Source organism: Paenibacillus nitricinens (genome assembly GCF_052056485.1).
Lineage (GTDB): Bacteria > Bacillota > Bacilli > Paenibacillales > Paenibacillaceae > Paenibacillus_AQ > Paenibacillus_AQ nitricinens.
The window spans coordinates 4,132,249-4,157,657 of the sequence record NZ_CP183948.1 but is presented as its reverse complement, the minus strand read 5'-3'; the positions used below and the strand labels follow the sequence as shown (position 1 = coordinate 4,157,657).

At 43.6% G+C, this 25,409-nt stretch carries 32 protein-coding genes; 26 read left to right on the top strand and 6 right to left on the bottom strand.

From position 1 onward, the window contains the following. Positions 1–21 precede the first annotated feature (21 nt). The 6 genes from ACN6KS_RS18450 (at position 22) to ACN6KS_RS18425 (ending at position 5,243) form a co-directional block, all read left to right on the top strand. Positions 22–726, top strand: a complete 705-nt coding sequence (locus tag ACN6KS_RS18450; RefSeq protein ID WP_341135169.1) for a response regulator transcription factor — start codon at positions 22–24, stop codon at positions 724–726. Next, positions 704–2,122, top strand: coding sequence for a sensor histidine kinase (locus tag ACN6KS_RS18445; protein WP_094869577.1), 1,419 nt, complete (start codon positions 704–706; stop codon positions 2,120–2,122). The genes ACN6KS_RS18450 and ACN6KS_RS18445 overlap by 23 nt, the downstream gene beginning before the upstream one ends. Before the next feature lie 41 nt (positions 2,123–2,163). Beyond that, positions 2,164–3,273, top strand: coding sequence for an AI-2E family transporter (locus tag ACN6KS_RS18440; protein WP_440960205.1), 1,110 nt, complete (start codon positions 2,164–2,166; stop codon positions 3,271–3,273). Between the two features lie 35 nt (positions 3,274–3,308). After that, positions 3,309–3,659 carry an Asp23/Gls24 family envelope stress response protein gene (locus tag ACN6KS_RS18435; protein ID WP_042129003.1) on the top strand — a complete coding sequence of 117 codons (351 nt, stop codon included), beginning with the start codon at positions 3,309–3,311 and terminating at the stop codon, positions 3,657–3,659. Between the two features lie 79 nt (positions 3,660–3,738). Next, entirely contained in the window at positions 3,739–4,125 is a 387-nt protein-coding gene (locus ACN6KS_RS18430) for a hypothetical protein (RefSeq protein WP_094869579.1), read from the top strand. A 101-nt stretch (positions 4,126–4,226) separates the two neighbouring features. After that, on the top strand, positions 4,227–5,243 hold the full coding sequence (locus ACN6KS_RS18425) for a S66 family peptidase (RefSeq protein ID WP_440960204.1): 1,017 nt from the start codon (positions 4,227–4,229) through the stop codon (positions 5,241–5,243). A gap of 46 nt (positions 5,244–5,289) precedes the next feature. On the opposite strand, the gene ACN6KS_RS18420 is transcribed toward ACN6KS_RS18425, so the two are convergent. The 4 genes from ACN6KS_RS18420 to ACN6KS_RS18405 form a co-directional block, all read right to left on the bottom strand. Continuing rightward, complete coding sequence (locus ACN6KS_RS18420; RefSeq protein WP_094869623.1) at positions 5,290–5,574, bottom strand: YxcD family protein; 285 nt, start codon at positions 5,572–5,574, stop codon at positions 5,290–5,292. 8 nt (positions 5,575–5,582) lie between these two features. Then, positions 5,583–6,011 (bottom strand): membrane protein, encoded by a 429-nt coding sequence (locus ACN6KS_RS18415; RefSeq protein WP_042194151.1) that lies wholly within the window; start codon positions 6,009–6,011, stop codon positions 5,583–5,585. Between the two features lie 202 nt (positions 6,012–6,213). After that, on the bottom strand, positions 6,214–6,774 hold the full coding sequence (locus ACN6KS_RS18410) for a beta-class carbonic anhydrase (RefSeq protein ID WP_094869581.1): 561 nt from the start codon (positions 6,772–6,774) through the stop codon (positions 6,214–6,216). Positions 6,775–6,798: 24 nt separating this feature from the next. After that, positions 6,799–7,131, bottom strand: coding sequence for an iron-sulfur cluster biosynthesis family protein (locus ACN6KS_RS18405; protein ID WP_094869582.1), 333 nt, complete (start codon positions 7,129–7,131; stop codon positions 6,799–6,801). A 163-nt stretch (positions 7,132–7,294) separates the two neighbouring features. Here ACN6KS_RS18405 and ACN6KS_RS18400 point away from each other — a divergent pair, with 163 nt between their 5' ends. From ACN6KS_RS18400 to trmD, 8 genes are all read left to right on the top strand, one after another. Next, on the top strand, positions 7,295–8,812 hold the full coding sequence (locus tag ACN6KS_RS18400) for a carboxypeptidase M32 (protein ID WP_440960203.1): 1,518 nt from the start codon (positions 7,295–7,297) through the stop codon (positions 8,810–8,812). A 56-nt stretch (positions 8,813–8,868) separates the two neighbouring features. Continuing rightward, complete coding sequence (gene trhA, locus ACN6KS_RS18395) at positions 8,869–9,516, top strand: PAQR family membrane homeostasis protein TrhA (RefSeq protein ID WP_042189474.1); 648 nt, start codon at positions 8,869–8,871, stop codon at positions 9,514–9,516. 149 nt (positions 9,517–9,665) lie between these two features. After that, entirely contained in the window at positions 9,666–10,022 is a 357-nt protein-coding gene (gene ylxM, locus ACN6KS_RS18390) for a YlxM family DNA-binding protein (protein ID WP_036688609.1), read from the top strand. A gap of 20 nt (positions 10,023–10,042) precedes the next feature. Further along, a complete protein-coding gene (ffh, locus tag ACN6KS_RS18385) occupies positions 10,043–11,428 on the top strand; it encodes a signal recognition particle protein (RefSeq protein ID WP_094869584.1) in 1,386 nt (461 codons plus the stop codon). Positions 11,429–11,475: 47 nt separating this feature from the next. Continuing rightward, complete coding sequence (rpsP, locus tag ACN6KS_RS18380; protein ID WP_036688604.1) at positions 11,476–11,748, top strand: 30S ribosomal protein S16; 273 nt, start codon at positions 11,476–11,478, stop codon at positions 11,746–11,748. Between the two features lie 22 nt (positions 11,749–11,770). Continuing rightward, positions 11,771–12,001: a KH domain-containing protein gene (locus ACN6KS_RS18375; protein WP_042128982.1), complete on the top strand. Its 231-nt coding sequence runs from the start codon at positions 11,771–11,773 to the stop codon at positions 11,999–12,001. A gap of 92 nt (positions 12,002–12,093) precedes the next feature. Continuing rightward, the gene (rimM, locus tag ACN6KS_RS18370) at positions 12,094–12,618 is read left to right on the top strand and encodes a ribosome maturation factor RimM (protein WP_042189470.1); all 525 of its coding nucleotides are present in this window, start codon (positions 12,094–12,096) and stop codon (positions 12,616–12,618) included. Next, complete coding sequence (trmD, locus tag ACN6KS_RS18365; protein WP_440962419.1) at positions 12,618–13,400, top strand: tRNA (guanosine(37)-N1)-methyltransferase TrmD; 783 nt, start codon at positions 12,618–12,620, stop codon at positions 13,398–13,400. Before rimM ends, trmD begins: the two co-directional genes overlap by 1 nt. Positions 13,401–14,035: 635 nt before the next feature. Here the strand turns inward: trmD and ACN6KS_RS18360 are convergent. Then, a complete protein-coding gene (locus tag ACN6KS_RS18360; protein ID WP_156113147.1) occupies positions 14,036–14,212 on the bottom strand; it encodes a hypothetical protein in 177 nt (58 codons plus the stop codon). 206 nt (positions 14,213–14,418) lie between these two features. Here ACN6KS_RS18360 and ACN6KS_RS18355 point away from each other — a divergent pair, with 206 nt between their 5' ends. Further along, entirely contained in the window at positions 14,419–14,646 is a 228-nt protein-coding gene (locus tag ACN6KS_RS18355; RefSeq protein ID WP_440960202.1) for a hypothetical protein, read from the top strand. Positions 14,647–14,703: 57 nt separating this feature from the next. Here ACN6KS_RS18355 and ACN6KS_RS18350 read toward each other — a convergent pair whose 3' ends face one another. Continuing rightward, positions 14,704–15,654, bottom strand: a complete 951-nt coding sequence (locus ACN6KS_RS18350) for a hypothetical protein (protein WP_094876036.1) — start codon at positions 15,652–15,654, stop codon at positions 14,704–14,706. Between the two features lie 345 nt (positions 15,655–15,999). Here ACN6KS_RS18350 and ACN6KS_RS18345 point away from each other — a divergent pair, with 345 nt between their 5' ends. The 11 genes from ACN6KS_RS18345 to ACN6KS_RS18295 all read left to right on the top strand — a co-directional run bounded on the left by ACN6KS_RS18345 (position 16,000) and on the right by ACN6KS_RS18295 (position 25,317). Then, positions 16,000–16,290, top strand: a complete 291-nt coding sequence (locus tag ACN6KS_RS18345) for a hypothetical protein (protein ID WP_094869588.1) — start codon at positions 16,000–16,002, stop codon at positions 16,288–16,290. 147 nt (positions 16,291–16,437) lie between these two features. Beyond that, positions 16,438–16,782, top strand: a complete 345-nt coding sequence (gene rplS / locus ACN6KS_RS18340; RefSeq protein WP_042128973.1) for a 50S ribosomal protein L19 — start codon at positions 16,438–16,440, stop codon at positions 16,780–16,782. A 302-nt stretch (positions 16,783–17,084) separates the two neighbouring features. Then, a complete protein-coding gene (gene lepB / locus ACN6KS_RS18335) occupies positions 17,085–17,693 on the top strand; it encodes a signal peptidase I (RefSeq protein ID WP_094869589.1) in 609 nt (202 codons plus the stop codon). Positions 17,694–17,722: 29 nt separating this feature from the next. Further along, positions 17,723–18,583, top strand: coding sequence for a ribosome biogenesis GTPase YlqF (gene ylqF / locus ACN6KS_RS18330; RefSeq protein WP_094869590.1), 861 nt, complete (start codon positions 17,723–17,725; stop codon positions 18,581–18,583). Positions 18,584–18,780: 197 nt separating this feature from the next. Next, a complete protein-coding gene (locus ACN6KS_RS18325; protein ID WP_440962418.1) occupies positions 18,781–19,392 on the top strand; it encodes a ribonuclease HII in 612 nt (203 codons plus the stop codon). 72 nt (positions 19,393–19,464) lie between these two features. Continuing rightward, positions 19,465–21,618: a DNA ligase gene (locus tag ACN6KS_RS18320; RefSeq protein WP_440960201.1), complete on the top strand. Its 2,154-nt coding sequence runs from the start codon at positions 19,465–19,467 to the stop codon at positions 21,616–21,618. Continuing rightward, on the top strand, positions 21,615–21,923 hold the full coding sequence (locus ACN6KS_RS18315) for an EscU/YscU/HrcU family type III secretion system export apparatus switch protein (protein WP_094876033.1): 309 nt from the start codon (positions 21,615–21,617) through the stop codon (positions 21,921–21,923). Before ACN6KS_RS18320 ends, ACN6KS_RS18315 begins: the two co-directional genes overlap by 4 nt. Further along, on the top strand, positions 21,920–22,306 hold the full coding sequence (locus tag ACN6KS_RS18310) for a YraN family protein (protein WP_094869594.1): 387 nt from the start codon (positions 21,920–21,922) through the stop codon (positions 22,304–22,306). Before ACN6KS_RS18315 ends, ACN6KS_RS18310 begins: the two co-directional genes overlap by 4 nt. 153 nt (positions 22,307–22,459) lie before the next feature. Continuing rightward, positions 22,460–22,870, top strand: coding sequence for a hypothetical protein (locus ACN6KS_RS18305; protein WP_440960200.1), 411 nt, complete (start codon positions 22,460–22,462; stop codon positions 22,868–22,870). A 41-nt stretch (positions 22,871–22,911) separates the two neighbouring features. Continuing rightward, complete coding sequence (locus ACN6KS_RS18300) at positions 22,912–23,421, top strand: phosphoesterase (RefSeq protein ID WP_094869596.1); 510 nt, start codon at positions 22,912–22,914, stop codon at positions 23,419–23,421. Between the two features lie 189 nt (positions 23,422–23,610). Continuing rightward, positions 23,611–25,317: a YifB family Mg chelatase-like AAA ATPase gene (locus ACN6KS_RS18295; RefSeq protein WP_440960199.1), complete on the top strand. Its 1,707-nt coding sequence runs from the start codon at positions 23,611–23,613 to the stop codon at positions 25,315–25,317. Positions 25,318–25,409: the final 92 nt, after the last annotated feature.

Sequence of the window (25,409 nt, the reverse complement as noted above, 5' to 3'; positions counted from 1 at the left end):
TAGTTAGATGGGGTGATTACTATGTATACAATTCTAATCGCAGATGATGAAGCAGAAATTGTGGAATTGTTGAGATTATATTTAGAGAAAGAGTACAACATTGTGGAAGCGAACAGTGGGACTGAAGCGTTAAAGCAAGTACAGAACCATAAAATTGATTTAGCGATTCTTGATATTATGATGCCTGGTCTAGATGGACTGCAATTATTGAAGAAGATTCGTGAGTCTCATCATTTCCCGGTGTTGTTTTTATCTGCAAAAAGCGAGCATTACGACAAAATACTGGGACTTGAACTCGGTGCCGACGATTATATTTCCAAACCGTTTAATCCATTGGAAATTGTAGCTCGTGCGGGAGCTTTACTGCGGCGGGTACATCATTTTGACGCACAGATAATTGAAGAAAAGGCAGCTGAACAGATTGTGTTGGGAGAATTGAGGCTGGATCAAAGCCAGTGTCTGATCTATCGTTCAGGAGAACCCGTCGTTCTTACCTCTACTGAGTACAAAATTCTGGAATTAATGATGAAACAACCGGGCCGGGTCTTTACACGAAAAAAAATATATGAGGCGGTATGGGAAGATTTCTATGTGTACGAAGATAATAGTATCATGGTACATATCAGTAATATCCGGGAAAAGATCGAGGAAGATTCCAAAAAGCCGGTTTATTTAAAGACTATTAGAGGGCTGGGATACAAAATTGAAGCGCCTATGGAGCAATAGAGATCAACGACCTTTACAATCATCGCTGACGCTGGATTTTTTGTTATTCATCTGCATTTTGTTTTTTCTTGTGATTGTTTATTATTTGTTCATTAATCTTGATGTGACCCATATGTTCGAAAAAAATAAAATCGCTGATCCTGATTTGAAGGTTGAAGCGAGTGCCTATCGAGATAATCTGGAGCATGGTATAGAAACCAAACGGCTTCTGCGTAGCGGTGGGTGGATTGAGATCTTGGGTCAAGACAAGAAGGTCATCGACGTAGTTGGTGAGAAGAAAGACGATGTAACACAATATACCGACAACCAGCTCTTGAATAATCTGGAAAACGGAGAAGATCAGGCGTACTTCTACTCGTTGACTACACGTAATAATGAGAATGAATCAGAGTGGCTGCTTTTGAAGATCCCTAGAGAAGTTATCGACATTTCAATTAACAGTGATCCATTAGTTGAATACTTCAACCACTCGCTCTCATATTATGTTTTTTTAGGAGTTGGAATGGTTCTCTTGCTTATTATCGTGTACAGCTATTGGGTGGCACGAAGAATCAGGAAGCCGCTGCGTATTATTACGCTTGGTTTGAAGCAGATGATTGAAGGAAATTATGATACTCGTATCTCGCTATATGCAGAGAAAGAATTTTCGCAAATAGGGGAGACTTTTAATTATATGGCTGACGTCATTGAGAAGACAACGAAAGAAAAACGTCAAGCGGAAGAAAGTAAGAAACGCATGATGGTTGATCTTTCTCATGATCTGAAGACACCCATTACGAGTATACAGGGGTTTGCACAGGCGTTGGTGGAAGGTCGTGGGGAGGATGAAGAACGCCAGAAAAGGTATTTAACCTATATCTATAATAAATCCTCGCAAGTGACCAAGCTGATTCAAAATATGGTGGAGCTGCTTAAAATAGATTCCCCAGATTTTTTACTACGAATGGAGCGTCATGAATTGGGTGAGTTTATTCGTGAAATCGTTGCAGACTCCTATGGTGAGATTGAACAAAAGAACTTCATCCTGCAGCTGAATGTTCCTGAACAGGAAGTATTCGCAAGCTTCGATGCGGAGCTGCTCTCGAGTGTAGTTCATAATTTGATCTCCAATGCTTTGACCTATAATCCGCCAGGTACTCATCTACGTGTGGAGGTTATCCCTTCGGAGAGTGAGGTTGCAATTGAAATTGCAGATACCGGAGTAGGTATTCCTGAAGAGCTTTGGTCAACGCTTTTTGATCCGTTTGTTCGTGGAGATAAAGCGCGGTCAACTACAGGTGGAACGGGTCTTGGTTTATCCATTGCTATGAAAAATACAGAGAAAATGGGTGGCACGCTTCATCTCAGTCGCGAAAAGAAGGAACCAACGGTATTCACCATCCGTATTCCCAAATAGCGAGATGAAAGCCTCCCGAAAATAGAAGATAGGAGAGAACTATGGCTAAACTGAACACATTCATTCGAGTTTGTATAGCGATCCTTTTGGTGTTAGGCATCGTATTTCTAGGCTCACAAGTTAATTTTATTTTCAGTCCAATCTTGTCTTTGTTCAATGTTATTATCGTGCCCTTAATGTTGGCAGGATTTTTCTATTATTTACTCCGGCCTCTAATCAATACTTTGGAGCGATATAAACTAAATCGCTCTGTTGCGATCATCATTGTATATGTGGTCATTGCATTGCTCTTGTTCGGTTTTAGTATTGGAGTATGGCCTTCACTTCGAACACAGCTAGTTAATTTTGTCGATAATATGCCAAATCTGATCGCAGCCGTGAATCAGCAGTTATTGAGGCTCGAGGACAGTGGATTTTTGGCTTCTATTATCCCAGCAGATATGGATCTTGCTTCCCAATTGACTGAATATTTGAATAAAGGATTTAATCTGATTTCGAATTACGTAACGGGTCTATTCTCCTTTGTTTCAAATTTCGCGATTATTTTATTTACCTTTCCTATTATGTTGTTTTACATGCTTAAGGAAGGTGGGAAATTTGGTCGTAAGATTGTAAGTTTCTTTCCAAAGAAGTATCGTGGAGAAGGAACTACAATGATGAGTGAAATTGACAGTGCGTTAAGTGGATTCATTGTTGGTCGGGTATTAGTCAATCTGGCGCTTGGTGTTTTGATGTATATTGGTTTCCTTATTATTGGACTACAGTATGCATTGTTGCTGACAGTAATTGCTGTTGTAATGAATTTTATACCTTTCATTGGTGCAATTCTCTCCAGCATCCCAATTTTTATTATCGGATTCATCCAATCGCCGTCCATAGCCGTGTGGTCCATCATCATCGTTCTTGTAGCTCAGCAAATTCAGGATAATCTGATTGCTCCCTACATTTTTGGGAAAAAGCTTGATATTCATCCGCTGACAACGATCATTTTAGTGTTGGTTGGTGGAGATATAGGCGGGATTATTGCGATATTGCTGATTATTCCATTGTATATGATTGTGAAAATCCTCTTGACCAAAGTGTATAATTTGTTTGTTAAGAACCACAGGGCAGAGTCAGAGGTAGAAGTAAAGGTAGAGGAGAGTCTTTAATATCTCTTAAATTAACAAATATGGAGGTTGTTTATATGAATGAAGGAACGGAGCAAGGATTAATTCATATCTCAGATGATGTAGTCACATCGATCGTTGGACAGGTGGTTCTGGAAACGCCAGGTATTGCTGGGATGTCAGGAAGTAATATTTCGGACAACTGGGCCAAACGTTTGGGCGGTAAAAATGTGAAAAAAGGGTTATCTGTAGAAGTGAAGGAAGTAGACGTTGCCATCGACCTGCGGGTTATTGTTAATTACGGATGTGTGATTCAAGAGGTCTGCTATATGCTGCAAAAAAATGTACGTAATGCTGTGGAGAATATGATGGGCTTGTCCCTTGTTTCGGTAAATGTGAAAGTTGAGAAGGTAGCCCTTCCAGTATAAGGATATCTCTCAAATAAGCACCGTGATATAGGCTTCTGCATAGAATGGAGCAAATCCATTTACGGAGGTCAGAGCATCCATGTCGACATATAACACTGGACAGCAAAATAATGTGATTTATCAGGCCGATCCTGCGGTGATCCGGCACCTGCACGGTGTTCGTGATTCCTTGCATCAATCCTGCAGGCCCTATCTTAACCATCAGGTGAGTATACAGACTTTAGATGGCTTAGTGCATGAAGGCACCCTAGCTGGAGTAGATAATAAACATTTATATTTGAACGTTGCGGTGAATGGCCAAATGCCACGCGGTTATTATAATCCATACCAGCCTTATCATCCGCATCCGGGTCCTGGTCCTTACCCAGGTCCACACCCAGGCCCAGGTCCTTACCCAGGTCCTCCTAATAATAATGTGATTTTGCCGCTTGTGTTGTTCGAACTGCTTGCCATTTCTTTACTCTAGATTATCTTGAAAAAGAACATGTGCTGAAATCTAGCCATGTTCTTTTTTGTATACATAAAGTTTACTCTTGATATAATTGCTGTATAACCTGGAGGTGTCATATGATTAGATATCCGATTATGAAGAAAAATGCGACAGTAGGGGTAACAGCACCTTCATCTGGAGTTGGTCCTCAAAACGCAGAGTTAATTAAGTTGGTCTCAAGCCGTTTGGAGTCTAAAGGATTAAATATGATTTGTGGGGATACCGTATGGACGCAAGAGAAAGCTAAATCCGCACCAGCCAAAGTTCGTGCTCAGGAGTTTAACGAGATGATGGGCAGTGAGCATATTGATATCCTTATTCCGCCTTGGGGCGGAGAACTGTTAATTGAGGTTCTTGAATATATTGATTTTGATACTATGAAGGACAAGTGGATCTTAGGCTATTCAGATATTAGCGTACTGTTGCTTGCAGTAACGTTAAGGACAGGGATTGCCACAGCCCACGGGACTAACCTCGTTGATTTAAGAGGAGAGTATTCAGATGATACCACAGCCATGTGGGAAGCGGTTCTAGACACAAAAGCAGGGGATTCTATCGTCCAGCATTCTTCACTTAAATACCAGGGGGAATGGCAACATGATGCTCCTACGCCTTATGTATTTCACTTGACAGAAGATACCCGTTGGAAGACAGTATCCTCTGGTCCTGTAACTATGAAAGGGCGTTTGCTTGGGGGCTGCATAGATGTAATTAGGCATCTGATTGGCACACCATTTGGGAATCTGCGGCATTTTCAAGAACAAATGATTAACAATGAACCGATCCTATGGTATTTGGAAAACTGCGAACTGAATACGGTTGATGTACGTAGGTCATTAGTTCAGATGAAGCTGGCAGGTTGGTTTGAGAATTGTTCTGGCATTATGTTTGGCAGAAGTCCTGCTAATCGCCCCGTAGAGAACTACACGGCCGAAGACATCTACGCAGAGCTTTCTGAGGAACTCCAGGTACCTATTGTGTATGATATCGATTGTGGTCATATCCCACCGCAAATTACGCTGATTAACGGTGCGTACGCAGAAGTTGATGTGACGGACGGAGTAGGAACGGTAAAGCAATTTTTCTATGAATAGATGCATACAAAAAAAAGGACAACCATTTGGGTTGTCCCTTTTACTATTAGTTCCCTGTAGTTACAATAGCGGTGATTTCCTCGTCCAAGTCTAGCCTTACATCTTCGCGGTATGCACGAATGCCATATTCGCTAAGCATGTAACGTAGGATCGCCTCGATCATGTTGGACTCAACTAAATATTGACTACGTCCCTGTACCCAAACCTCAGCAGAGTATCCGGTGTCTTCTTCCCAGCTCAGTTCTACTTGAACATCTTCAGGGCGAACCGCTTTACGTTCAGCCATGTGTAGACATAGGGCATTGATGATCTCATCCATGCTTAGAACCATTGTTGACATTAGTAACGCCCACCTTGATCTTCTAAGCGACGACGTTCTTTTCTGCGACGGAAGAAGGACATCACGAGCATTACGAGCACATAGATAGCAAGCATATTAATGACGAATCCTAGAATGTTACCGAAGGCACCCATACCGGCGAACATTCCGCCGAACAGTAACCCTGCCAAACCACCGATCATCATACCTTTCATTAAGCCGCCACCGCTGAAGAATCCCCGTTTCGTATTTGCAGTAGATCCTGCTGTGGAGCTTTTAGTGCTATCGCTTTTCCTTACGTTATCGGTTGTTGATTTTTTTGGAGTTGTTGAATAACTACGAGTGCCGGATTTAAATCCGCCACCACCTCGCTTCGCATCCACAAAGTTCGGGGTAGCTACGGCGAAAAAAAGTGTGAAGGCCATTACAATCATCATTACGCGTTTCATTGGTTTCATTTAGTACGAAAACCCTCCTGTGAGTATAAAATTTGTGTGCATGTTCAGTATTACGCAGCTAGTCCTACTAGGTTTCAATTTTTATTTAAAATATAAGAAAGTTTATGCTTGTAATAATCTATACTTTTTTATTCACAAAAAAAGCGTGGATCCAGGATCCACGCAATTAGCAGTTAGTAGGTTGTTACTTAAATTATTTATACCCATCAACGACAAGTTCAAGCGCTCCGGTAGCCGGATCGATGATCATGCCATGCACAGGTACATTTGGGGGGAGTAATGGATGCTTATTGATCAGACTCACAGTTTGAGCTACCCCTTCTTGGATATTGTCAAACCCGCGTAGCCATTTGGTTAGCTTGATCCCGGAATTCTCCAGCGTGTTCAGCACCTCTTCGGATACTCCACGTTCTTTAATGGAATTGATCATATGGTCGGCGTTGAGGGAAGCCATACCGCATTCATAGTGCCCAACAACGATAACTTCCTCCGCGTCAAGTTCATATAAAGCAACCATGACACTACGCATAACACTACCAAAGGGCTGCGAAATAACCGCTCCGGCATTTTTGATGATTTTGACATCACCGTTCTTAAAGTTCATTGCTTTTGGTAATAGTTCAACCAGACGGGTATCCATACAGGTGATAATCAACATTTTTTTATCTGGATAGCGACTAGTTAAATACGCTTCATACTCTTTATTCTCTACAAAACTCTTATTAAAGCTAATAATATCGGATACATGGCTCATGGCTGTTTTTCCTCCCTATAATCACTAAAATGTACTTACATTACGCATATCTCTGACCAGGATATTTTTTCCGTAAATCTGTGAATCACTGTCTAGCTTAAAGGAAGAGAATCTTTCCTCGGCATCCAGACGCATCTTGTCCTCATAAAAGATTTCCTGCTGGCGGCTTACGATAAAGGGAAGGGAATCACTTTCCATCCTGGAATCGCCGTCCTCCATTTCTGAAACAATTAGTAATACATTAATTCCGTCACACCCGCAGCCTTCCGTATCATAAAAGAGCTTGAAAAATCCTGGCCGATCTTCAAGCCTTTCCTTCAACTTCCTTTCTGCGAGAGGTGTAACCTGAATCATCATAGCCGCTTCACGCTCCTTCAAATTTTGTGCGAAGCAAGTCTTGCTTCTTATGTAACCCATTGAATATTTTAAATTAGAGATGTAATCTCTGAAGTTGATTATACTCATTCAAAAAAGTATCATCAAGAGGAGTCGGCAAAACAGAGAAAGCAGGTGTAATAAAATGGAACAGCAAGTGAAGGAACAGTGGGAAAAATTTAGCGAGTTATTATCAAAAATAAGTGGATATTCAGAGGCCATAGAATTACTTCACTGGGATTTGCGCACCGGTGCGCCGCGTAAGGGCGTAGAGGTTCGTTCGGGTACGATAGGGATGCTAAGTGGAGAACTGTTTAGACTTGGTATTTCGGAGGAAATGGGAGAATTTACAGCATTTTTTACCCGTCCTGAAGTGATTAGCCAGCTAACTCATGATCAGCAGAAAATTGTTACCGATTGCCGTAAAGAATATGAGCGCAGCAAGAGCATCCCTTCCAAAAGATTTGAGGAGTACGCTGTCCTATCCGCGCATTCTCAAACCATTTGGGAAGAAGCCAAGGAGAACGATGATTTTGTCACTTTTGAGCCTTACTTAAGCAAGATCGTTGCTCTAAAGCAAGAGTTTATCGACTACTGGGGTGTAAAGGGAACGCGCTACGATACGCTTTTGGATATGTACGAGCCTGATCTAACAGTAGAGAAAGTAGATGAAGTATTCAGCCGTCTGCGCAGCCGCTTGGTTCCATTGGTAGAAGCTATCGCTGCTTCGCCGAATAAACCGGACACAAGTTTCTTGCAGCAGATCTTCCCTAAAGAACAGCAGGAAAAGTTCGGCAACTTTATTTTAGAGCAAATGGGCTACGATTTTGACGCGGGTCGTTTAGATGAGAGTGTGCATCCTTTTGCTACAGGATTGAATCCAGGCGACGTTCGTATTACGACCGCCTACCTGCTTGATAATGTGACTAGTGCCATATTCAGTTCACTGCATGAAGGCGGACATGCGCTTTATGAGCAAAATATCAGCAAGGGTTTTGTTGGAACACCACTGGCACAAGGTGCATCGATGGGGATTCATGAATCTCAGTCGAGACTATGGGAGAACATGATCGGACGCAGCCGGGCTTTCTGGCAACGTTATTATGGGGATCTTCAACAACAATTCCCGGAGCAGCTTGCAAATGTGGAGTTGGAAGATTTCTACCGGGCGATCAACAGCGTGGAAAATTCCTTTATCCGGATCGAAGCAGATGAGCTTACATACAATCTGCACATTATCGTGCGTTATGAGATCGAGAAGCTTATTTTTAATGAGGGTCTTTCTGTAAAAGATTTGCCTCAGGTATGGAATGCTAAGTATCAAGAGTATTTGGGTATTACTCCGCCTTCTAACGCTCTTGGTGTGCTGCAAGATGTCCATTGGTCTGGCGGGGATTTCGGATACTTTGCTTCCTACTCCTTAGGTAATATGTACGCTGCACAAATTCTGAATACACTTCGCAAAGAGTTACCGGAGTTTGATGAGTTAATTGCTGCAGGGAACCTACTACCTATTAAAGAGTGGCTAACCGATAAGATCTATCGTTTCGGCAATAGCTTAACGCCTTCACAAATTATTGAGCAAGTAACGGGAGAACCACTGAGTCCAGATTATTTAGCTGATTATTTAGAAGCGAAGTATACGGAGATTTACAAACTGTAACCAAGTAGGATACGCGTGGTATAATAGAAAGAAAGCTTAGACGGAAGGATATGGATATGGCAAATACTCACACCTACAGCCGGAGAGAAGAAGTCGCGAATGCGATTACGCACGGGATTGGAACGGTATTAAGCGTGGCTGCACTTGTTCTGCTTGTTGTTTTTGCAAGTCTGAAAGGAACGACATGGCATGTGGTCAGCTTCTCCATCTATGGAACGACAATGCTGCTTCTGTATCTGAATTCAACACTAGTGCATAGTCTCAAAGAGGGTAAGGCGAAGGATTTGTTCGAATTTTTCGATCATTCCGCTATTTATCTGTTTATTGCTGGCACGTATACCCCCTTTTTGTTAGTCGCCATTCGGGGAACGCTTGGATGGAGTTTGTTCGGCGTTATTTGGGGAATCGCAGTGTTCGGCGTTTTCTTCAAGGCATTTTTTGTTAAAAAGTTTCTGTTCATGTCAACCATATTCTACATTGCAATGGGCTGGCTGATTGTAATCGCTTGGAACCCTCTTTCGGCTGTTGTAGCTGACGGAGGAATGATCCTGCTGATGGCTGGAGGTATACTCTATACATTAGGTACTGTTTTTTATGTATGGAGAGGGTTTCCATACCATCATGCGATTTGGCATGTATTTGTCCTTGCGGGTAGTGTCACACACTTCTTCGCCGTATTGATTTATGTACTGCCGATCCAATAATTTCAAGCGAATTTATTGCGTGAAAAAGGGATTTTTAATAAAGAAAGAGATGACAAGCAAAAATGCTTGACATCTCTCTTTCTTTTAGGTATCATAAGGGACGTTGTGAAGGTGTAAAGTGTTTTTCCTTGACGAAGGGAGTGCCCTTAATGAGTCAGGAGAATAGGCTCGAGAAAACGAATCGTATCAATCTGCTTTTTGCCTTTTATGAACGACTGCTTACAGATAAGCAGCAAACGTTTCTTAAATATTATTTTCACGACGATTTTTCCTTGGGAGAGATTGCCGCTGAATTTGAAATCAGCCGCCAAGCCGTTTATGAACATATTAAACGGGCGGAGCAAGTCCTAGAAAATTATGAAGAAAAACTTGGTTTATTAGTGAAGCATGAGAGTCGTACCAAATATTTAGAAGAACTGCGCAGACTGCCGGAGAATGGGATGCTGCCTGAGCAATATAAACTTCGGTTCGCGGAGATCGTGGATCGCTTGCAGAGGTTAGAGTAGCATGAAGGGAGAAACTGCATATGGCGTTTGAAGGTTTAACCGGAAGATTGCAGAATGTGTTCAGCAAGCTGCGCGGTAAAGGTAAAGTATCCGAAGATGATGTGAACGAAGCTATGCGCGAAGTACGGTTGGCCCTTCTGGAAGCCGACGTTAACTTCAAGGTAGTTAAAGAATTCGTGGCTAAGGTGAAAGAAAAGTCTATTGGCACAGAAGTGATGGACAGCTTTACACCTGGGATGGTCATTATCGACATCGTTAACAAGGAACTAACCGAGCTGATGGGCGGAAGCCAAGCGAAGCTGGCCAAGTCGAACAAGCCACCAACTGTCATTATGATGGCGGGTTTACAAGGGGCGGGTAAGACAACCACTTCGGGTAAGCTGGCCAAGCTATTACAGAAGGGCAATCATCGTCCATTGCTTGTTGCGGCAGATATTTATCGCCCTGCTGCGATCAAACAGCTTCAAGTACTTGGAGAACAAATTAAAGTTCCAGTATTCTCGCTGGGTGATCAGACTAGTCCGGTAGAGATTGCCAGACAAGCTGTACAACATGCGAAGGATAACGGACTTGATTATGTAATTATTGATACTGCAGGCCGCCTGCACATTGATGAAGAATTGATGGAAGAACTGAAGCAGATTCGGGGCATTGTAAATCCTGATGAAGTTCTGCTAGTAGTAGATGCAATGACCGGTCAAGACGCCGTGAACGTAGCTGAGAGCTTTAATAAGCAGCTTGAGCTTACAGGGGTTGTATTGACGAAGCTTGACGGCGATAGCCGCGGTGGTGCTGCACTATCCGTTAAAGCCGTAACTGGTTGCCCGATCAAATTCGCTGCGTTAGGTGAGAAGATTGACGCATTGGAGCCGTTCCATCCGGAACGTATGGCTTCGCGGATTTTGGGTATGGGCGACATGTTGTCGCTGATTGAGAAAGCTCAAGCGAACATTGACACGGATAAAGCTAAGGAAATGGAACGTAAGATGCGCAATGCAGAATTTACGTTTGATGATTTCCTTGAGCAAATGGATCAGGTGAAGAAGCTTGGCCCGATCGATCAAATTCTTGACATGCTGCCTGGCATGAACAAAGCCAAGGGCATTAAGGATTTGAAGGTTGACGACAAGCAAATGGGCCGCGTTGAAGCCATAGTTCATTCTATGACTAAGACGGAAAAGCGTCAGCCCGAGATCATCAACCATAACCGCCGCAAGCGTATTGCTGCTGGTAGCGGAACTTCGGTTGCCGAGGTCAACCGCCTCATTAAGCAATTTGATGAGATGCGTAAGATGATGAAGCAATTCTCAGGCATGATGGGCGGAGGCGGCAAAGCCTCTAAGAAGAATGCGATGAAGCAGCTTAAAGGTCTAGGTGGAAAAGGTATGAAGTTCCCTTTTAAATGATCTTGCTGTTCTAATATCTCGAAACTATTATAAGGAGGTGATTTTTCGTGGCAGTACGTATTCGTCTGAAAAGAATGGGAGCGCATAAAGCGCCTTTCTATCGTGTAGTGGTTTCCGATTCCCGGTCCCCTCGTGACGGTCGTTTTATCGAGGAAATCGGTTATTATAATCCGATTGAACAACCGGCAGTAGTTAAGATCGATGAGGAAAAAGCTCTTAAATGGCTTCAAACAGGTGCGCAAGCATCTGATACAGTACGCAACTTGCTTTCCAAAGCAGGCGTAATGAAGAAGTTTCATGAGCTTAAGCAACAGAAATAATGACTGATTGCGAGGGTCCTCTATGGAAGAATTAGTTGGAGTAATTGCTAAGGCTTTAGTGGATCATCCAGAAGATGTGACGGTACGAGCGGTGGAGAAGGATCACCTAATTGTCTATGAACTGTCCGTACATCCTGATGATGTTGGAAAGGTCATTGGCAAACAAGGAAGGATCGCTAAGGCGCTCCGTACAGTAGTCACATCTGCAGCAGTCAAGAGCGATAAACGCGTAACTGTAGATATTTTATCTTAAATGATGCGTACAATGAGGGGCTAGGGATAGTATATCCCGGCTCCTTTTTGTTCAAATATAGATTAGATGAAGCTTGTAAAGGAGAGGGTTGTATGACAGAAGAGTTAACCGTAGGCAGACTTGTGAACACACATGGTATTCGCGGTGAGATTAAAGTTCTATCCCATACCGATTTCCCTGATGTTCGTTTTGCTGCAGGTAAGAAGCTGCAGGTGATCCCTGCAGATGGCAGTTCTAAATTCGAAGTAACAGTAGAATCCGCTCGTGAGCACAAGGGTATGTTCATCGTTAAGCTTAAAGGGTATACGAACATCAATGAAGTGGAAAAATATAAAGGAAGCCTCCTGAAGGTTCCGAGTAATGATCTGGTGGATCTCCCTGAGAACGAATACTACTTCCACCAAATCGTCGGTTGTGAGGTATACACGGATGAAGATGAAAACAAACCACTCGGTACGATTACAGAAATCTTACAGCCTGGTGCGAATGATGTATGGGTTGTTAAGCCTGCAAAAGGACAAGACATCCTAATTCCTGTAATTAACGATGTAGTCCTGAATGTAGATATAGAAGCCAAGCGAATTATTGTTCATTTGATGGAAGGGTTATTGCCATGATGAGAATTGATGTGCTTACGCTCTTTCCAGAAATGTGCGAAGGCGTATTCAGCACAAGTATTCTTGGTAAAGCACGTGAAAAAGGAATCGTTTCCTTAAATGCTGTGAATTTCCGTGATTTCTCGGGAAATAAGCATAATAGTGTGGATGATACACCGTATGGCGGTGGCGGGGGCATGGTGCTCAAGCCGGATCCAATTTTTAATGCAGTCGAGCATGTGCTTGGTATTACACCGAACGGGGAAGAACGTAATGGATCTGATGAAGAGGTTTCTGTGAAGCCACGTATCATTCTTATGTGCCCACAAGGAAAAACTTACAATCAGAAGATTGCAGAGGAACTGGCGCAAGAGCAGCATCTAATCTTCATATGTGGGCATTATGAGGGATATGATGAGCGGATTCGTGAGCATCTGGTAACAGATGAACTTTCAATGGGTGATTATGTGCTTACAGGTGGAGAGTTGCCTGCGTTGACGGTTATAGATTCCATAGTCCGGCTTCAGCCGGGGGCACTTGGAAATGAAACCTCTGCGATATCTGACTCGTTCAGCACGGGACTGCTAGAATATCCACACTACACACGTCCTGCCGAGTTTCGTGGCTGGAAGGTGCCGGATATTTTGCTGAGTGGTCATCATGCTAACATCGACATATGGCGGAGAGAGCAGGCACTGTTGCGCACATTGGAACGCAGACCGGACCTGCTTGAGACTGCAGAGCTTACATTGAAAGACAAAAAGACACTGGAACGTCTAAGAAATGTGGACAAGCCGGAGTGATAATTTAATGAAACAGGTATATTTGACGTCTTTTTAACGTATCTTACGTTGAGGAGGCGTTTTTGTTATGTGTACCTGAGAACAAATCAAATAATAGTTTTCAAAATAATATGAGTATTGGTGCGTTAAAAGCTTCTTTTTAGGGTAATGAATAGAGGTGCCGCACTAATACATGCAGCTGATCACGCAGCAAGCTTAACTATTGAAGGGAATGAACTGAAGTGACTACGAAGACGCATGAAGAATTCAAGCCTAACGTGGACACAATCCACAAGGAGGCGGAGCCGCTCCGCACCGTGAATGATATTATCGATTTTTATACAAATCGCAATTCCCATTCGCCATTTAAAGAGTGAACACATAAGATTGAATGTTAGGGATTGACCGCCGCGTAAATAAAACCATTAGAAACAGTGAATGTGTTCGCTGTCGCTAATGGTTTTATTATTATTGTTAAATAACCACTTTCCAATGAGATCTAGCATCTCAGCGAAAAGTGGTTATTTTTTGAAATTATAAGAAAGTATATGATTCACGATATACTTTATCCTTATAATTCTCGCACAAACGCTTACCGTCCTTAAAAGGACGCCTAAGGCGTTTTAGCTTGCTATAAGAGTTCGTGGAGGCACATGTTATTCTTTGCGTAAGATTTTGTGTACTCCTGTAAGGAGTGAGTAAAGCGCAACACATACGAGAACAGTAACAGCCCATGCATAGTTGCGGACGGTGTAAGTAAGTGAAGCTAAAATGACGAAAATGGTGATACGCAGTACGCCTTCTTTAATAAACTGTTTTCTTTCTACATTCATGAGATTGGCCTCCTCGAATGGATGTGATATTGCGGACTGCAAGCTGAAGATAGGTCTTACATTATCTATAGCCTTAAGGAATACGAAAGATACAAGGATCGAAAAAAGTAAATATTAACCCAAAGTCCGACCTATGTAAGTTCGCCGTTACCGACCTGTACTCCTACACATAGATTATATCATTACGAACAAGGAGGAGTACACTAGTGGAAGCTTATTATAACTGTTTGCGTTGTAAAGATAGAAGGGTACGGATTCTGACTAGAGATGGTAGACGGCACGAAGGCGTTATTACAGATGTAGATAGATACAATGTTTACTTAAGAACTGGAAATGGTTCTGTGCATACTTCTGCGTTTTATGGAAATCCTTATGCCGGAAATCAGATCTTAACTTTGAGTCTGTTCACTCTGCTGGCCATCGCATTAATCTAATCATTTGGAACCAAAAACAGACCGCTCGGGTTTCCCGGACGGTCTGTTTATTACTGATTACTGTACTGTAATTGCACCAATATTTGAGCTTAGGGACAGCAAGGGTCCGCCTCCATTGATATCGGTCTTTCCACCTTCTACACCCTTGATTTGCCCGAGATCACTATTGGCTTCCAGGCTGCATTTCATACCATCGGCCAGGACAGCACTGAGGCTGCCGACCTCTGTTTTGGCTTTTAGGCTGCTATCATCCTTCATCCCTGCTATATCCATTCTTATACTGCCAGTATCGGATTCTACAGTGGATTTTCCAGTGATTTTAGCCCCTTCAATATTGATGGCTCCGACGTTGCTGACGATATGATAATTACCCTCTAAATTACGAAGGCGAATTTGACCTACGTTATTTGTAATTTTATATTTATTCATGCTGGCGGGGAGCTCTATATTATAGCTTATGCTAAAATCTGAATATCCATATTTGTCTTGCGCCCATGTCCATAAGTCCTTCTTAGGACTTGTTTTGGAATGCGTAGACACCTTCAAAGTATCACCACTGACCTCTACTAAAATTTCAGCATCATCCATAATCTTTTGGCGGTCAGACGTATGGAGAGAGCTGTTGTGGGATGAGATCGTTGCATTTACATGGATCAGATCTCCTGTAACAGCTGTTACTTCTATTTCTCCTACTGCATTGTCCATGCTGAGCACGGATGCTGAACCGATCGCTTGCGATACGGAGAGTTCTTTGTTAATGCTGTCTGCTTTAACTTCATCAACTACCTTAGTAGCTGTTTCCTCAACAGCTTGCTGCACAGTTGCAGCTGCTTTTCCTAGCTCTTGCTTGACAACTTCACCAAAGTTCTGGTGCGCATCCTCAGAAATACTTTTTTCAACCTCATTTTTGGCAGATTGTCTGCCTGGTAATTCAGTGCAACCCGCCAAAAGTACGATAGATAATACGGCTACTGCTGCTAACACACTATTATTATTCCTTTTCCTCATTGAACAAACTCCTCCTCGTATATGGTGTATGTGATCTGACATATGTGATTTCGTTATGTACTTCTGTAAGTATAGCTTATGGAATTTATCTGTAAAAACGGCTGGAGGCGGGTTATTATACTGGACCAAAGACTAGGTCTCAAAAGTGTTCACTACACTTCGATTTTTAATTGTGCTAAAATAAATGAAAGATCACTCGCTGAATAAATACGGTTACGATACATATTTAAAAGGGCGCGGAAATCCTCATATTGTATACAGATATAGACCGTTACCTCACTTGCAGAACAGGGCGGTCTTTTTACTTTCTTTCTTTAATAAATCTTGAAGGGTGGAGGGAGCCAAATGAAATATGTAGCCATTTTGCTTGCCTTAGTAGTTTTGACAGGCGTATATTTTTTAGTCTGGAAACGGAAAATAAATACCACAAAAAATTATCCGCGTACTACACGGAGTAATGTAATCTCAATGGATAGTCATCGTAAAGCCAAACAGAGCCCAGGGGAGCAGCCCTGCTCTTCTTGTAAGAAGAAGAATGGAAAGCTTGTCTTCTATGCACAAGATAACGGAACTGTGGTTGGTCTATGTAAAGATTGCCAATCGAAGGCGAAAAAAAGAGATATGCTACCGCTTTAAATAGAAAAAATAAGTTGTATTAGCCCGTCCTTTATGGTATTATTATCTCTGTTGTGTGGAATACGGTGGTCCGCTGCGGATAATGAGGGAGAGCAAAGTTCTCTCCGGAAGAGGCAAGAACACCTGTACGGAAGGAGGAAGTCCTTAATGAATATCCTACAAGCTATTACGCAAGAGCAACTTCGTAAAGATATCCCGAGTTTTCGCCCGGGTGACACTTTGAAGGTGCATGTAAAAGTAATCGAGGGAACTCGTGAGCGTATCCAGTTGTTCGAAGGCGTTGTAATCAAACGTCGTGGCGGTGGAATCAGTGAGACTTTTACGGTTCGTAAAATTTCTTACGGTGTTGGTGTGGAAAGAACATTCCCAATCAACTCGCCTAAAATCGAGAAAATCGAAGTGGCTCGTCGTGGTAAAGTGCGTCGTGCTAAACTTTATTATCTTCGTGAACTACGTGGTAAAGCAGCGAGAATTAAAGAAATTCGTCGCTAGAATAGTGACAAAGGAAAGGGGCTTGAGTTCAAGCTCCTTTCGTTTTATTATTTTTTGAAAATATAAGAAAGCATAAGTTCCACGTTATACATTATTCTTATATTTCTCGCATAAACACTTACCGTCCTTAAAGGACGCTGAGGGCGTTTTAGCTTGGTATATAATGCGTGCGACATATACGCTTGGGGATCAGCTTCTCCGAAAAGGCCTCCTGAAGGAGTATCTGTGGAGGGGTTTTTGGCAGGAGTTTTTTTGTGTTGTATAGTAATAGTAAGAGTAGTATTAAGAGAGGACGGTGAACTATGCAGCAGGAACAAAGTGAAACTTTGGATTCAAGCGCGCAGAACCCACGTAAACCCAAAAACGAAGTCTTGGAATGGATCAAGGCCATTGCGATTGCTTTAGTGTTGGTTTTTCTGATTCGCTGGCTTTTGTTCAAGCCTTTTATTGTAGATGGACCTTCCATGCAGCCTAATTTCCATACTGGAGAACGTGTTATCGTAAATGAGATTTTGTACGATATTAGATCTCCACAGCGGGGCGAGGTTATAGTATTCCACGTGCCTTCTGAGGGCAGAGATTTTATTAAACGTGTAATTGGTGTGGCTGGAGATACCGTGAAAGTAGAAGGGGATGTAGTTACAGTTAACGGAGAAGTTGTTAACGAGACATATATCCAAGGCGCTATTGATGCTGCGCATAGTAACAACGCTCTGTATAATAATAAAGACTTCCCGAATGAAAAGTTCACGGATGGTACTGTACCTGAAGGACATGTTTTCGTTATGGGAGATAATCGCTCGGATAGTACGGATAGCCGAATGATCGGTTATGTACCTCTAGGTGATATTGTGGGCCGGGCCGATTTAATCTTCTGGCCGATAAAGGATATTACACTGATTAACCATTAAGTTGACAGAAGTCAAAGGAGGTGACGGCAATGGCCATTCAATGGTTTCCTGGTCATATGACGAAGGCTAGGCGGCAAATCGAGGATAAGCTGAAGCTGATTGATGTTGTAATAGAATTGCTCGATTCCCGTCTGCCGCTTTCCAGCCGCAATCCGATGATTGACGATATTTTGCGGGACAAGCCAAGATTGATTATTTTGAACAAGGCGGATCTGGCAGATCCTGAAATTACACGGAAGTGGCTGGCGTACTTCAAGGGACAAGGGCATGTTGCTTATCCTGTTGATGCATCTACTGGAACGGGTGTTAAGGATATTCCAGAGCAGGTCAAACTGTTGTTAAAAGAAAAGATTGACCGGCAGATCACAAGGGGAATGAATCCGCGAGCTATGCGTGCATTGATCGTTGGTATTCCTAACGTTGGTAAATCAACACTCATTAACCGGATGGCTGGTAAGAGTATTGCTGCTACTGGGGACCGCCCAGGGGTAACCAAGGGTCAACAGTGGATTAAGACAGGCGGCAACTTGGAGCTTCTGGATACCCCAGGTATACTATGGCCGAGGTTTGAGGACCAAGAAGTAGGTTATCGCCTAGCGGTAACGGGTGCAATAAAGGAAGAAATCCTAAATATTGAGGACATTGCCTTTTATGCAGTGAAATATTTGGTGAAGGACTACGGTTCTAGATTTCAAGAACGCTTTGGCATTGAGAAGCTTCCTGAGGATCTGGAGAATCCAGATGAGATCGTAGCTGTTATGGAAGCTGTGGGTCGTAAACGCGGTTGTCTAATTAGCGGTGGACGTGTAGATCTGGAAAAAGCTTCGCGGGCCTTGTTACATGAGCTACGGGCAGGTAAGCTTGGACGCTTTACGCTGGAAACGCCTTAAGTGGTGTGAAAGCTGCGTTTAATGGACTAGGTATGGAAGAGCCATCCGAAATTTCGGAGGCTCTTTTTTTATGGGAATGGATCAAATTGGAACGCCTATTTTAAGATGACCATGTAAGCTTTACTATGATAAGCTGACTTATATAGATCATAGAATAATTCATAATTGGCGGTGACAAATTAGTGAGTTCGTTAGATATGTTGGCCTATGAAAAAGAAGGCTGGGAACAGTCTTATCGCCGAATAGCAGGCGTAGATGAAGTAGGAAGAGGATGCTTGTTTGGGGACGTTGTCGCAGCAGCGGTGATTTTGCCGGAGGGGCTTATTATTGAGGGTGTAAATGATTCCAAAAAACTTACAGCGAAGAAGAGAGAGGCTTTATACGAGATTATAATGGAGCAAGCGCTGGCAGTGGGTGTGGGTTATGTGGATTCTAATGTTATTGATGAAATTAATATCAAGCAAGCTTCACGTCTTGCCATGAAAAAAGCGGTAGAGAGTCTGGAACACACTCCTGACTATATGCTGATCGATGCTGAAAAGGTAGATCTCCCTTTGCCGCAACAGGCAATTATTAAAGGAGATGCTAATAGTCAGTCCATTGCTGCGGCTTCGATTATTGCTAAAGTAACACGAGACAGGCTGTGTGAAGGTCTTTGGGAGGAATTATACCCTGATTATGGGATTGCGATACATAAAGGTTACGCGACCAAGCTTCACCGGGAACAAATTACAGCTCTAGGTCCAACACCTATGCATCGACGCAGTTTTATTGGGCGGATTCTCGCGGAGCAGCAAATGTTATTCTAGAAGCAATGCTTAAAAAAGTAAGATGAATACCGATATAGTAAGAAGAGAGAAAATGGAGGGAGGAGAAACGGTATGAATATCGGAACATTGATCCGTGGATTGCTTGGAGATCAAAAACCGGGTGCAGCGAAGTCTTTAGAATTAAAAGAAGGGCAAGTTGTCCGTGGTGTTGTTCTCTCTGTATCGGATTCAGGCAAAGAAGCGGTTGTGCAAATCCAAGGTACACCTGTTCGTGCGGAATTAGAGACACCAGTACTGCCTGGAGAAACCATGAACTTACAGGTTGGATCACCCGGAGAAGGCGGATTGCCCGTATTGAAGCCGGTCTCCCTCGGTGAAACGGCGTTAGTCACTCCCCAAAGCATGGGTGAGGCTTTGGAGTCGCTAGGATTAGCTGATTCCAAAGCAGGTCGAGAAATCGTACTAGCGATGCAAGCAGGAGGCGTTCCGCTTACAAAAGAGACAGCGGCTTTGCTGGATGCGGTAATGAGTGCAAAACCAGCTGGTGTGCCTGCTTCAGAGTGGCTTGACGCAGCTGTCATTTCTGTAAAACGGGGACTACCCGTTACAGCTGAGAGTGTGAAAGGATTGCAGCAGGCTGTATTTGGCCCACAGCTGCATCAGCTTTTATCAGCACTGGAAGATCAGATTACAATATGGACAGGTCAAATTGCTAATGATGAAACAATTACAGCTGAATCAAAGGCTGGAATGGGTACAAATACTGGTAAACTTGAAATCTCGGTAACTGCAGGTGCTGGAAGTGGGAATAACATGGGAGTTGTAGAGGGGGACGCTACAGAAGCAGACTCTTTACAATCGGCAGCTAAAGGAAATGGACAAGCTACAACTAAAATTGCTGATGGGACTATCGCTAGCGGAAGTACCGCTCTTTCGGAAGGAGCAACTGAAGGTGCTCTGAAACCGGTTGAACAAGGTGCGCCAGTCAAGGTGACTCTTAATATAGCTTCTGAGAATGAAACGGTGATAGGAACTGGCAAGCCAGTTGTAGTTGATGAGACAGGTGAAGGGGCTCAGATCCCGAAGGGTGGTATTGTTACAGAGTCTATGGCTGGTAAATCAACACCTGCCATGATATCCGGCGCTCTAAATAGTGCTTTAAGCGCTCAAGCTGATAGTGCAGCGAATAATCCTATCCGTTCCAGTGAAGTTGAGATTCAAGGGAATGCCTTGAATTTGAATAAGGATGGGGCATTGGATAATGTTATACATGCGGATAAGAGTCTGGCTGCCTCGATGGATAAGAGAGGGGCTATGCCGGGTGGCGCGAGTGTGAGCGCCGAAGGAACTGCTGCTGGTGCGGCGCCCCACGCAGCAAGTGGTGCCGCCCTGCTCGCGAAGCTGCAGGGCGTGCTCACCGAGCTGCGCGGCAGCTTGCCGCAGCTCGCTCTGGTCCCGCCCGCTGACGCGGCGGGAGCAAGTCCTTCCCCCGCTGCCGCGCCGCGCGGGGAGACCCCGGCTGCGACGGCTTCGCCGGTGCAGCCGGACACCGCCCCACCCGCAGACGCGGAGTCGTGGGTGGGGCGGGTGCTGAAGCTGCTCGGTGCGGAGCACGAGCAGCAGGCGGTGCGCGGCGGCGCAATAGCCGCCGCTGAGACGGCCCGCGCGGCGGCAGGTACGGCCGCGCTTGGCAGTGCGGGTGTCGGTGGCGAACAAGCCACCGACACCTTAAAGGGCGTGCTGCTGCAGATCATGAGCAGCAGCGAGGTGCCGCCCGCGGTAAAAGAAGCCGCGAGCGGACTAGTGCAGCAGCTGACAGGACAACAGCTGCTGCTCAATACAGATCGAACGGCTCCTTTCGCGCAAGTAACTTTGTTCTTGCCGCTGCAAGGTCCAGATGGGCAGGAGACAGCTTCCGTTCATATTCAGTCGCGTCGGGGACGTAAGGGGGAATTAGATGCTGCCAATTGCAGGCTCTGGTTTGATTTGGATATGAAGCAGCTCGGCCAGACACTGGTTGATGTGCAGGTGGTTGATCGAATTGTTAGTCTTAAGCTGCATAATGATCATCCTTGGGTGCTTGAGCTGTTGGAACAGCGGCGTGATGACATTAAAACGGCAGTAGAATCTATTGGTTATCAGTTGTCGGGATTAAGAACTGAACCTTTGCCAGAATTAAAGCTATCTACAGAACTTGCCAATCCCCATAGTAAGCTTGTTGATTATGTTCCTGATGTTTATAAAGGAGTGGATTACCGTATATGAACGAGAATGAGCCTGTACCTCTAATTTCACAAGGGCTCAAAAAAGCGGTCGCTCTTAAATATAGCCCAGGACAAAGCGAGGCACCTGTCGTTGTTGCCAAAGGACAAGGGGCGATAGCGGATCTGATTCTGCAAAAAGCTAAAGAGAGTGGGGTTGCTGTCCAAGAGGACGCAGCTCTCGTAGAAGTTCTTTCAAAGCTCGATCTAGATCAACAGATTCCATCTGAACTTTATCAGCTAGTGGCTGAAATCCTCAGCTTTGTGTATCAGAGCGACCGTTCCGCCGGTGAACGGAGACCGGAATGAAAGAGCCATACACAAGAGAACGCTACAACCGCAAACAGAAGGGAGCCGCTGCTGAAGAAGGGGCTGTGCAGTACTTATCTACTTGTGGGTACAAGATCTTAGAACGAAATTGGCGTTGTCGAACCGGAGAACTTGATATTATTGCGGAGAACGAAGGCTGTATTATTATTGTTGAAGTTCGCAGTCGTAGTGGAGAGCTATATCAAGGGACTCCGGAGGAATCTGTGAATACAAGAAAAATACATCAAGTGCGAAATACGGCACAGGTTTATTTGCATATGAAAGGTTATGATGATCGAAGAGTAACTTTTGACGTCATTAGCATTTTACTGAATGAAGATTTAAGCATCGCTTCTTTGGGGCATATACGTGAGGCTTTTTAAGCTGCACCCCATATTCTCACGCCATTCATTATGGGCACTAGCATTCTTATGAAAAAAGTCTTTACATAGCCTCCGCACAGTGGGTCATTTCTCAAAAGAAATGGGTAAACATTAGAGTAACTTTTTAATGTCATCATGAGGAGGGCTGTTTAAGTGAAGAATAAACCTTTTGAAATGCAGGTTAGTTTTGCTTGCCAATATTGCCAGCAGAAGATTGAAGTGAAATTTACCGCAGAGCCAGTATCCGTTGTCTGTTGTGCAAATTGCAATAAGAACTTCACGGTTATGCGGCCCACTATAGCTGAGGAAATATTAATCGATTGGAAAAATGAGGCGCTATTTCAAAAAATCCGTGCTGATAAATCACAAAACAGCAATAGCAGTCTCTTAGCGCTTGTTACAAAAGTCATAGAGCTTCTTACATGGCGAGATAAAGGAAATGGACAGGTGGAAGCGATTAAAGAAATGCGTGGCTGGCTCATTGAGAATGAAGAGACTCCCCCTCTAGCTGAACTGATCCAGAGCGATAATAAAAAACGATCACATAAGCGGCGTGACTGGTGATAATCATACAAACTATGATCAAAAAAGAAAGAAGGGTGAATATGGCTAACGTTTTTTTTACATCCGACCATCATTTTGGCCATAAGTTGATTATTGATTTTGAATCCAGGCCCTTTATAGATGTGGGGCAAATGAATGAAGCTATGATTGAGAGTTGGAATTCGGTAGTGAATCCGGATGATAAAGTGTTTCATTTGGGAGACTTTTCGTTTCTTAATAAGGAAGCGACACGGGCTATTGTGGAGAGGTTACATGGCTATAAGATTTTAATTCTCGGGAATCATGATCGGGGACGCGGTCGGGATTGGTGGCTTGAAGCAGGCTTTGACGAGGTTAGTGAATATCCGCTGATTTATAAGGATTTCTTCTTTCTCTCTCACGAGCCTATGTATATGAATAAACATATGCCTTACGTAAATGTGCATGGTCATATTCACGGACAAAAATATGAAGGAAAGAATTATTTTAACATTTGTGTAGAGCATTGGAGCTATAAACCATTGACTTTTGAACAGATTAGGGACTCTGTCATAGTTAGTGAAGAAGGTTAATCTGGGTCTAAATGATTATTTATGCGTGTTTATGCAATTTGATGTTTATTAATAATTCTTGATTACGCTAAGATTTCATATATATAATGAGATATGTAGCTAATTTATTACCGGAAAATAAGGAAGCACCTTTTTTCTTGAAGATGTGACACCCAAACAGGGGTGTATTTCAGGAGACGAGGTGTTTTTATGTATGGAAAAATGCATAGTGCATGTCTGTATGGAATTGAGGGGGTAATGATAGGTGTAGAAATTGATCTTGCGAATGGATTACCACAGACAAATATCATTGGTCTGCCTGATTCTGCGATTCGTGAGGCAGTAGAACGAGTAAGAGCCGCTATTAAGAACTGTGGTTATCGTTATCCCCAGCAGCGCATTACGATAAATCTAGCACCAGCCGACTTACGAAAAGAAGGATCTGCCTTTGACCTAGCGATTGCTCTGGGGATACTGATAACTAGTGGTCAACTGATAATGCCCTCAGCCCATGAGGTGCTTTTTATTGGAGAGCTTGCGCTTGACGGTAGTCTGCGTCCAGTATCAGGTGTTCTACCAATGGTGGAAGCTGCGCGTAAGAATGGATTTAAGGCTGTACTGCTTCCTGAAGGAAATGCTGCTGAGGCAGCTTTGATCAGTGGCATAAATATATACACAATCAACCATTTGCGTGCATTACCGAACCCGGAAGAATCACCATCCAATTCAGCTAAGGGTATAAAAGGGGAAGACGAACAGAATCAACGGTATGGAAGAGTTTCCGAAGAGATGACTTCTTTATCATCTCTTCCTTTTCCTGTAACTGTGACCAAGGGGATAGAAGCTAATGAACGATCTCCGGTTCTACTTCTTTCTTTGGAACATCTTAAATATACCCCGATTTACGGTGCATCTGAGGACGCCTCATATGTAATGAACGAGATGATGGATGATTACAGTGATGTGCTGGGGCAACAACATGTAAAAAGAGCCCTAACCATTGCGGCAGCTGGCATGCATAATATACTACTTATCGGTCCACCGGGTACAGGGAAGACGATGCTGATTAAACGCCTTCCAAGTATCCTTCCGAAATTGTCTGAGAGTGAGGCGCTTGAGGTAACTAAAATTTTTAGCGCAGCAGGAACTTTGAAAGATGCCCACAATGGTTTGCTGCGAAGACGTCCTTTTCGCTCCCCACATCATACGATATCGGCCGCAGGCCTTATTGGGGGTGGAGGTATTCCGAAGCCGGGAGAAGTTAGTCTTGCGCATCGAGGGATTCTCTTTTTAGATGAGTTGCCCGAATTCTCTCGGAATGTACTTGAGGTGTTACGCCAGCCGCTCGAAGACGGGGTTGTTACCATAAGTCGTGCTCGAGCTTCTTTTACCTATCCTGCAAAATTCATGCTGGCCGCATCGATGAATCCCTGTAGCTGTGGTTATTTTGGGAGTAATCTTTCTCAACAACATTGTACATGCAGCCCCGCCAGAATTGCTCAATATCGCGCAAAGATATCAGGACCCTTATTGGATCGTATTGATTTACAGGTGGATGTTCCTCGTCCAAAGGAATGGGATCGTCAGGGTAATGTTCTATCTTCGGCAGAGATGTATGCAGAGGTGATGGCAGCACAAGCGATACAGACTAAACGGTTTAAGCGCTTGCCTATTTCTTGGAATAGTGAACTTTCCGGCGCTTCCCTTCGGAGATATGCAAGCCTTAGCCGTGAAGGTGCCCAATTGCTGTATGACATTCTGGAAAATTTAGGTTTAAGCATGCGAGCGCATGATCGAATTATTAAGCTATCCCGTACAATAGCTGATTTGGAAGGCGCACCGGATATTACTTCCGCGCATCTTGCGGAAGCTGTGCAATACCGTAATTTAGACCGGCAGGCGATGACAGAAGAATAAACTAAATAGAGCAGCGATTCCCGTTATTGGCGAATCGCTGCTCTGTTTTGGGTTATTAATGTCACTCCGCTAAAAAAGTTAACCTCTCTGGA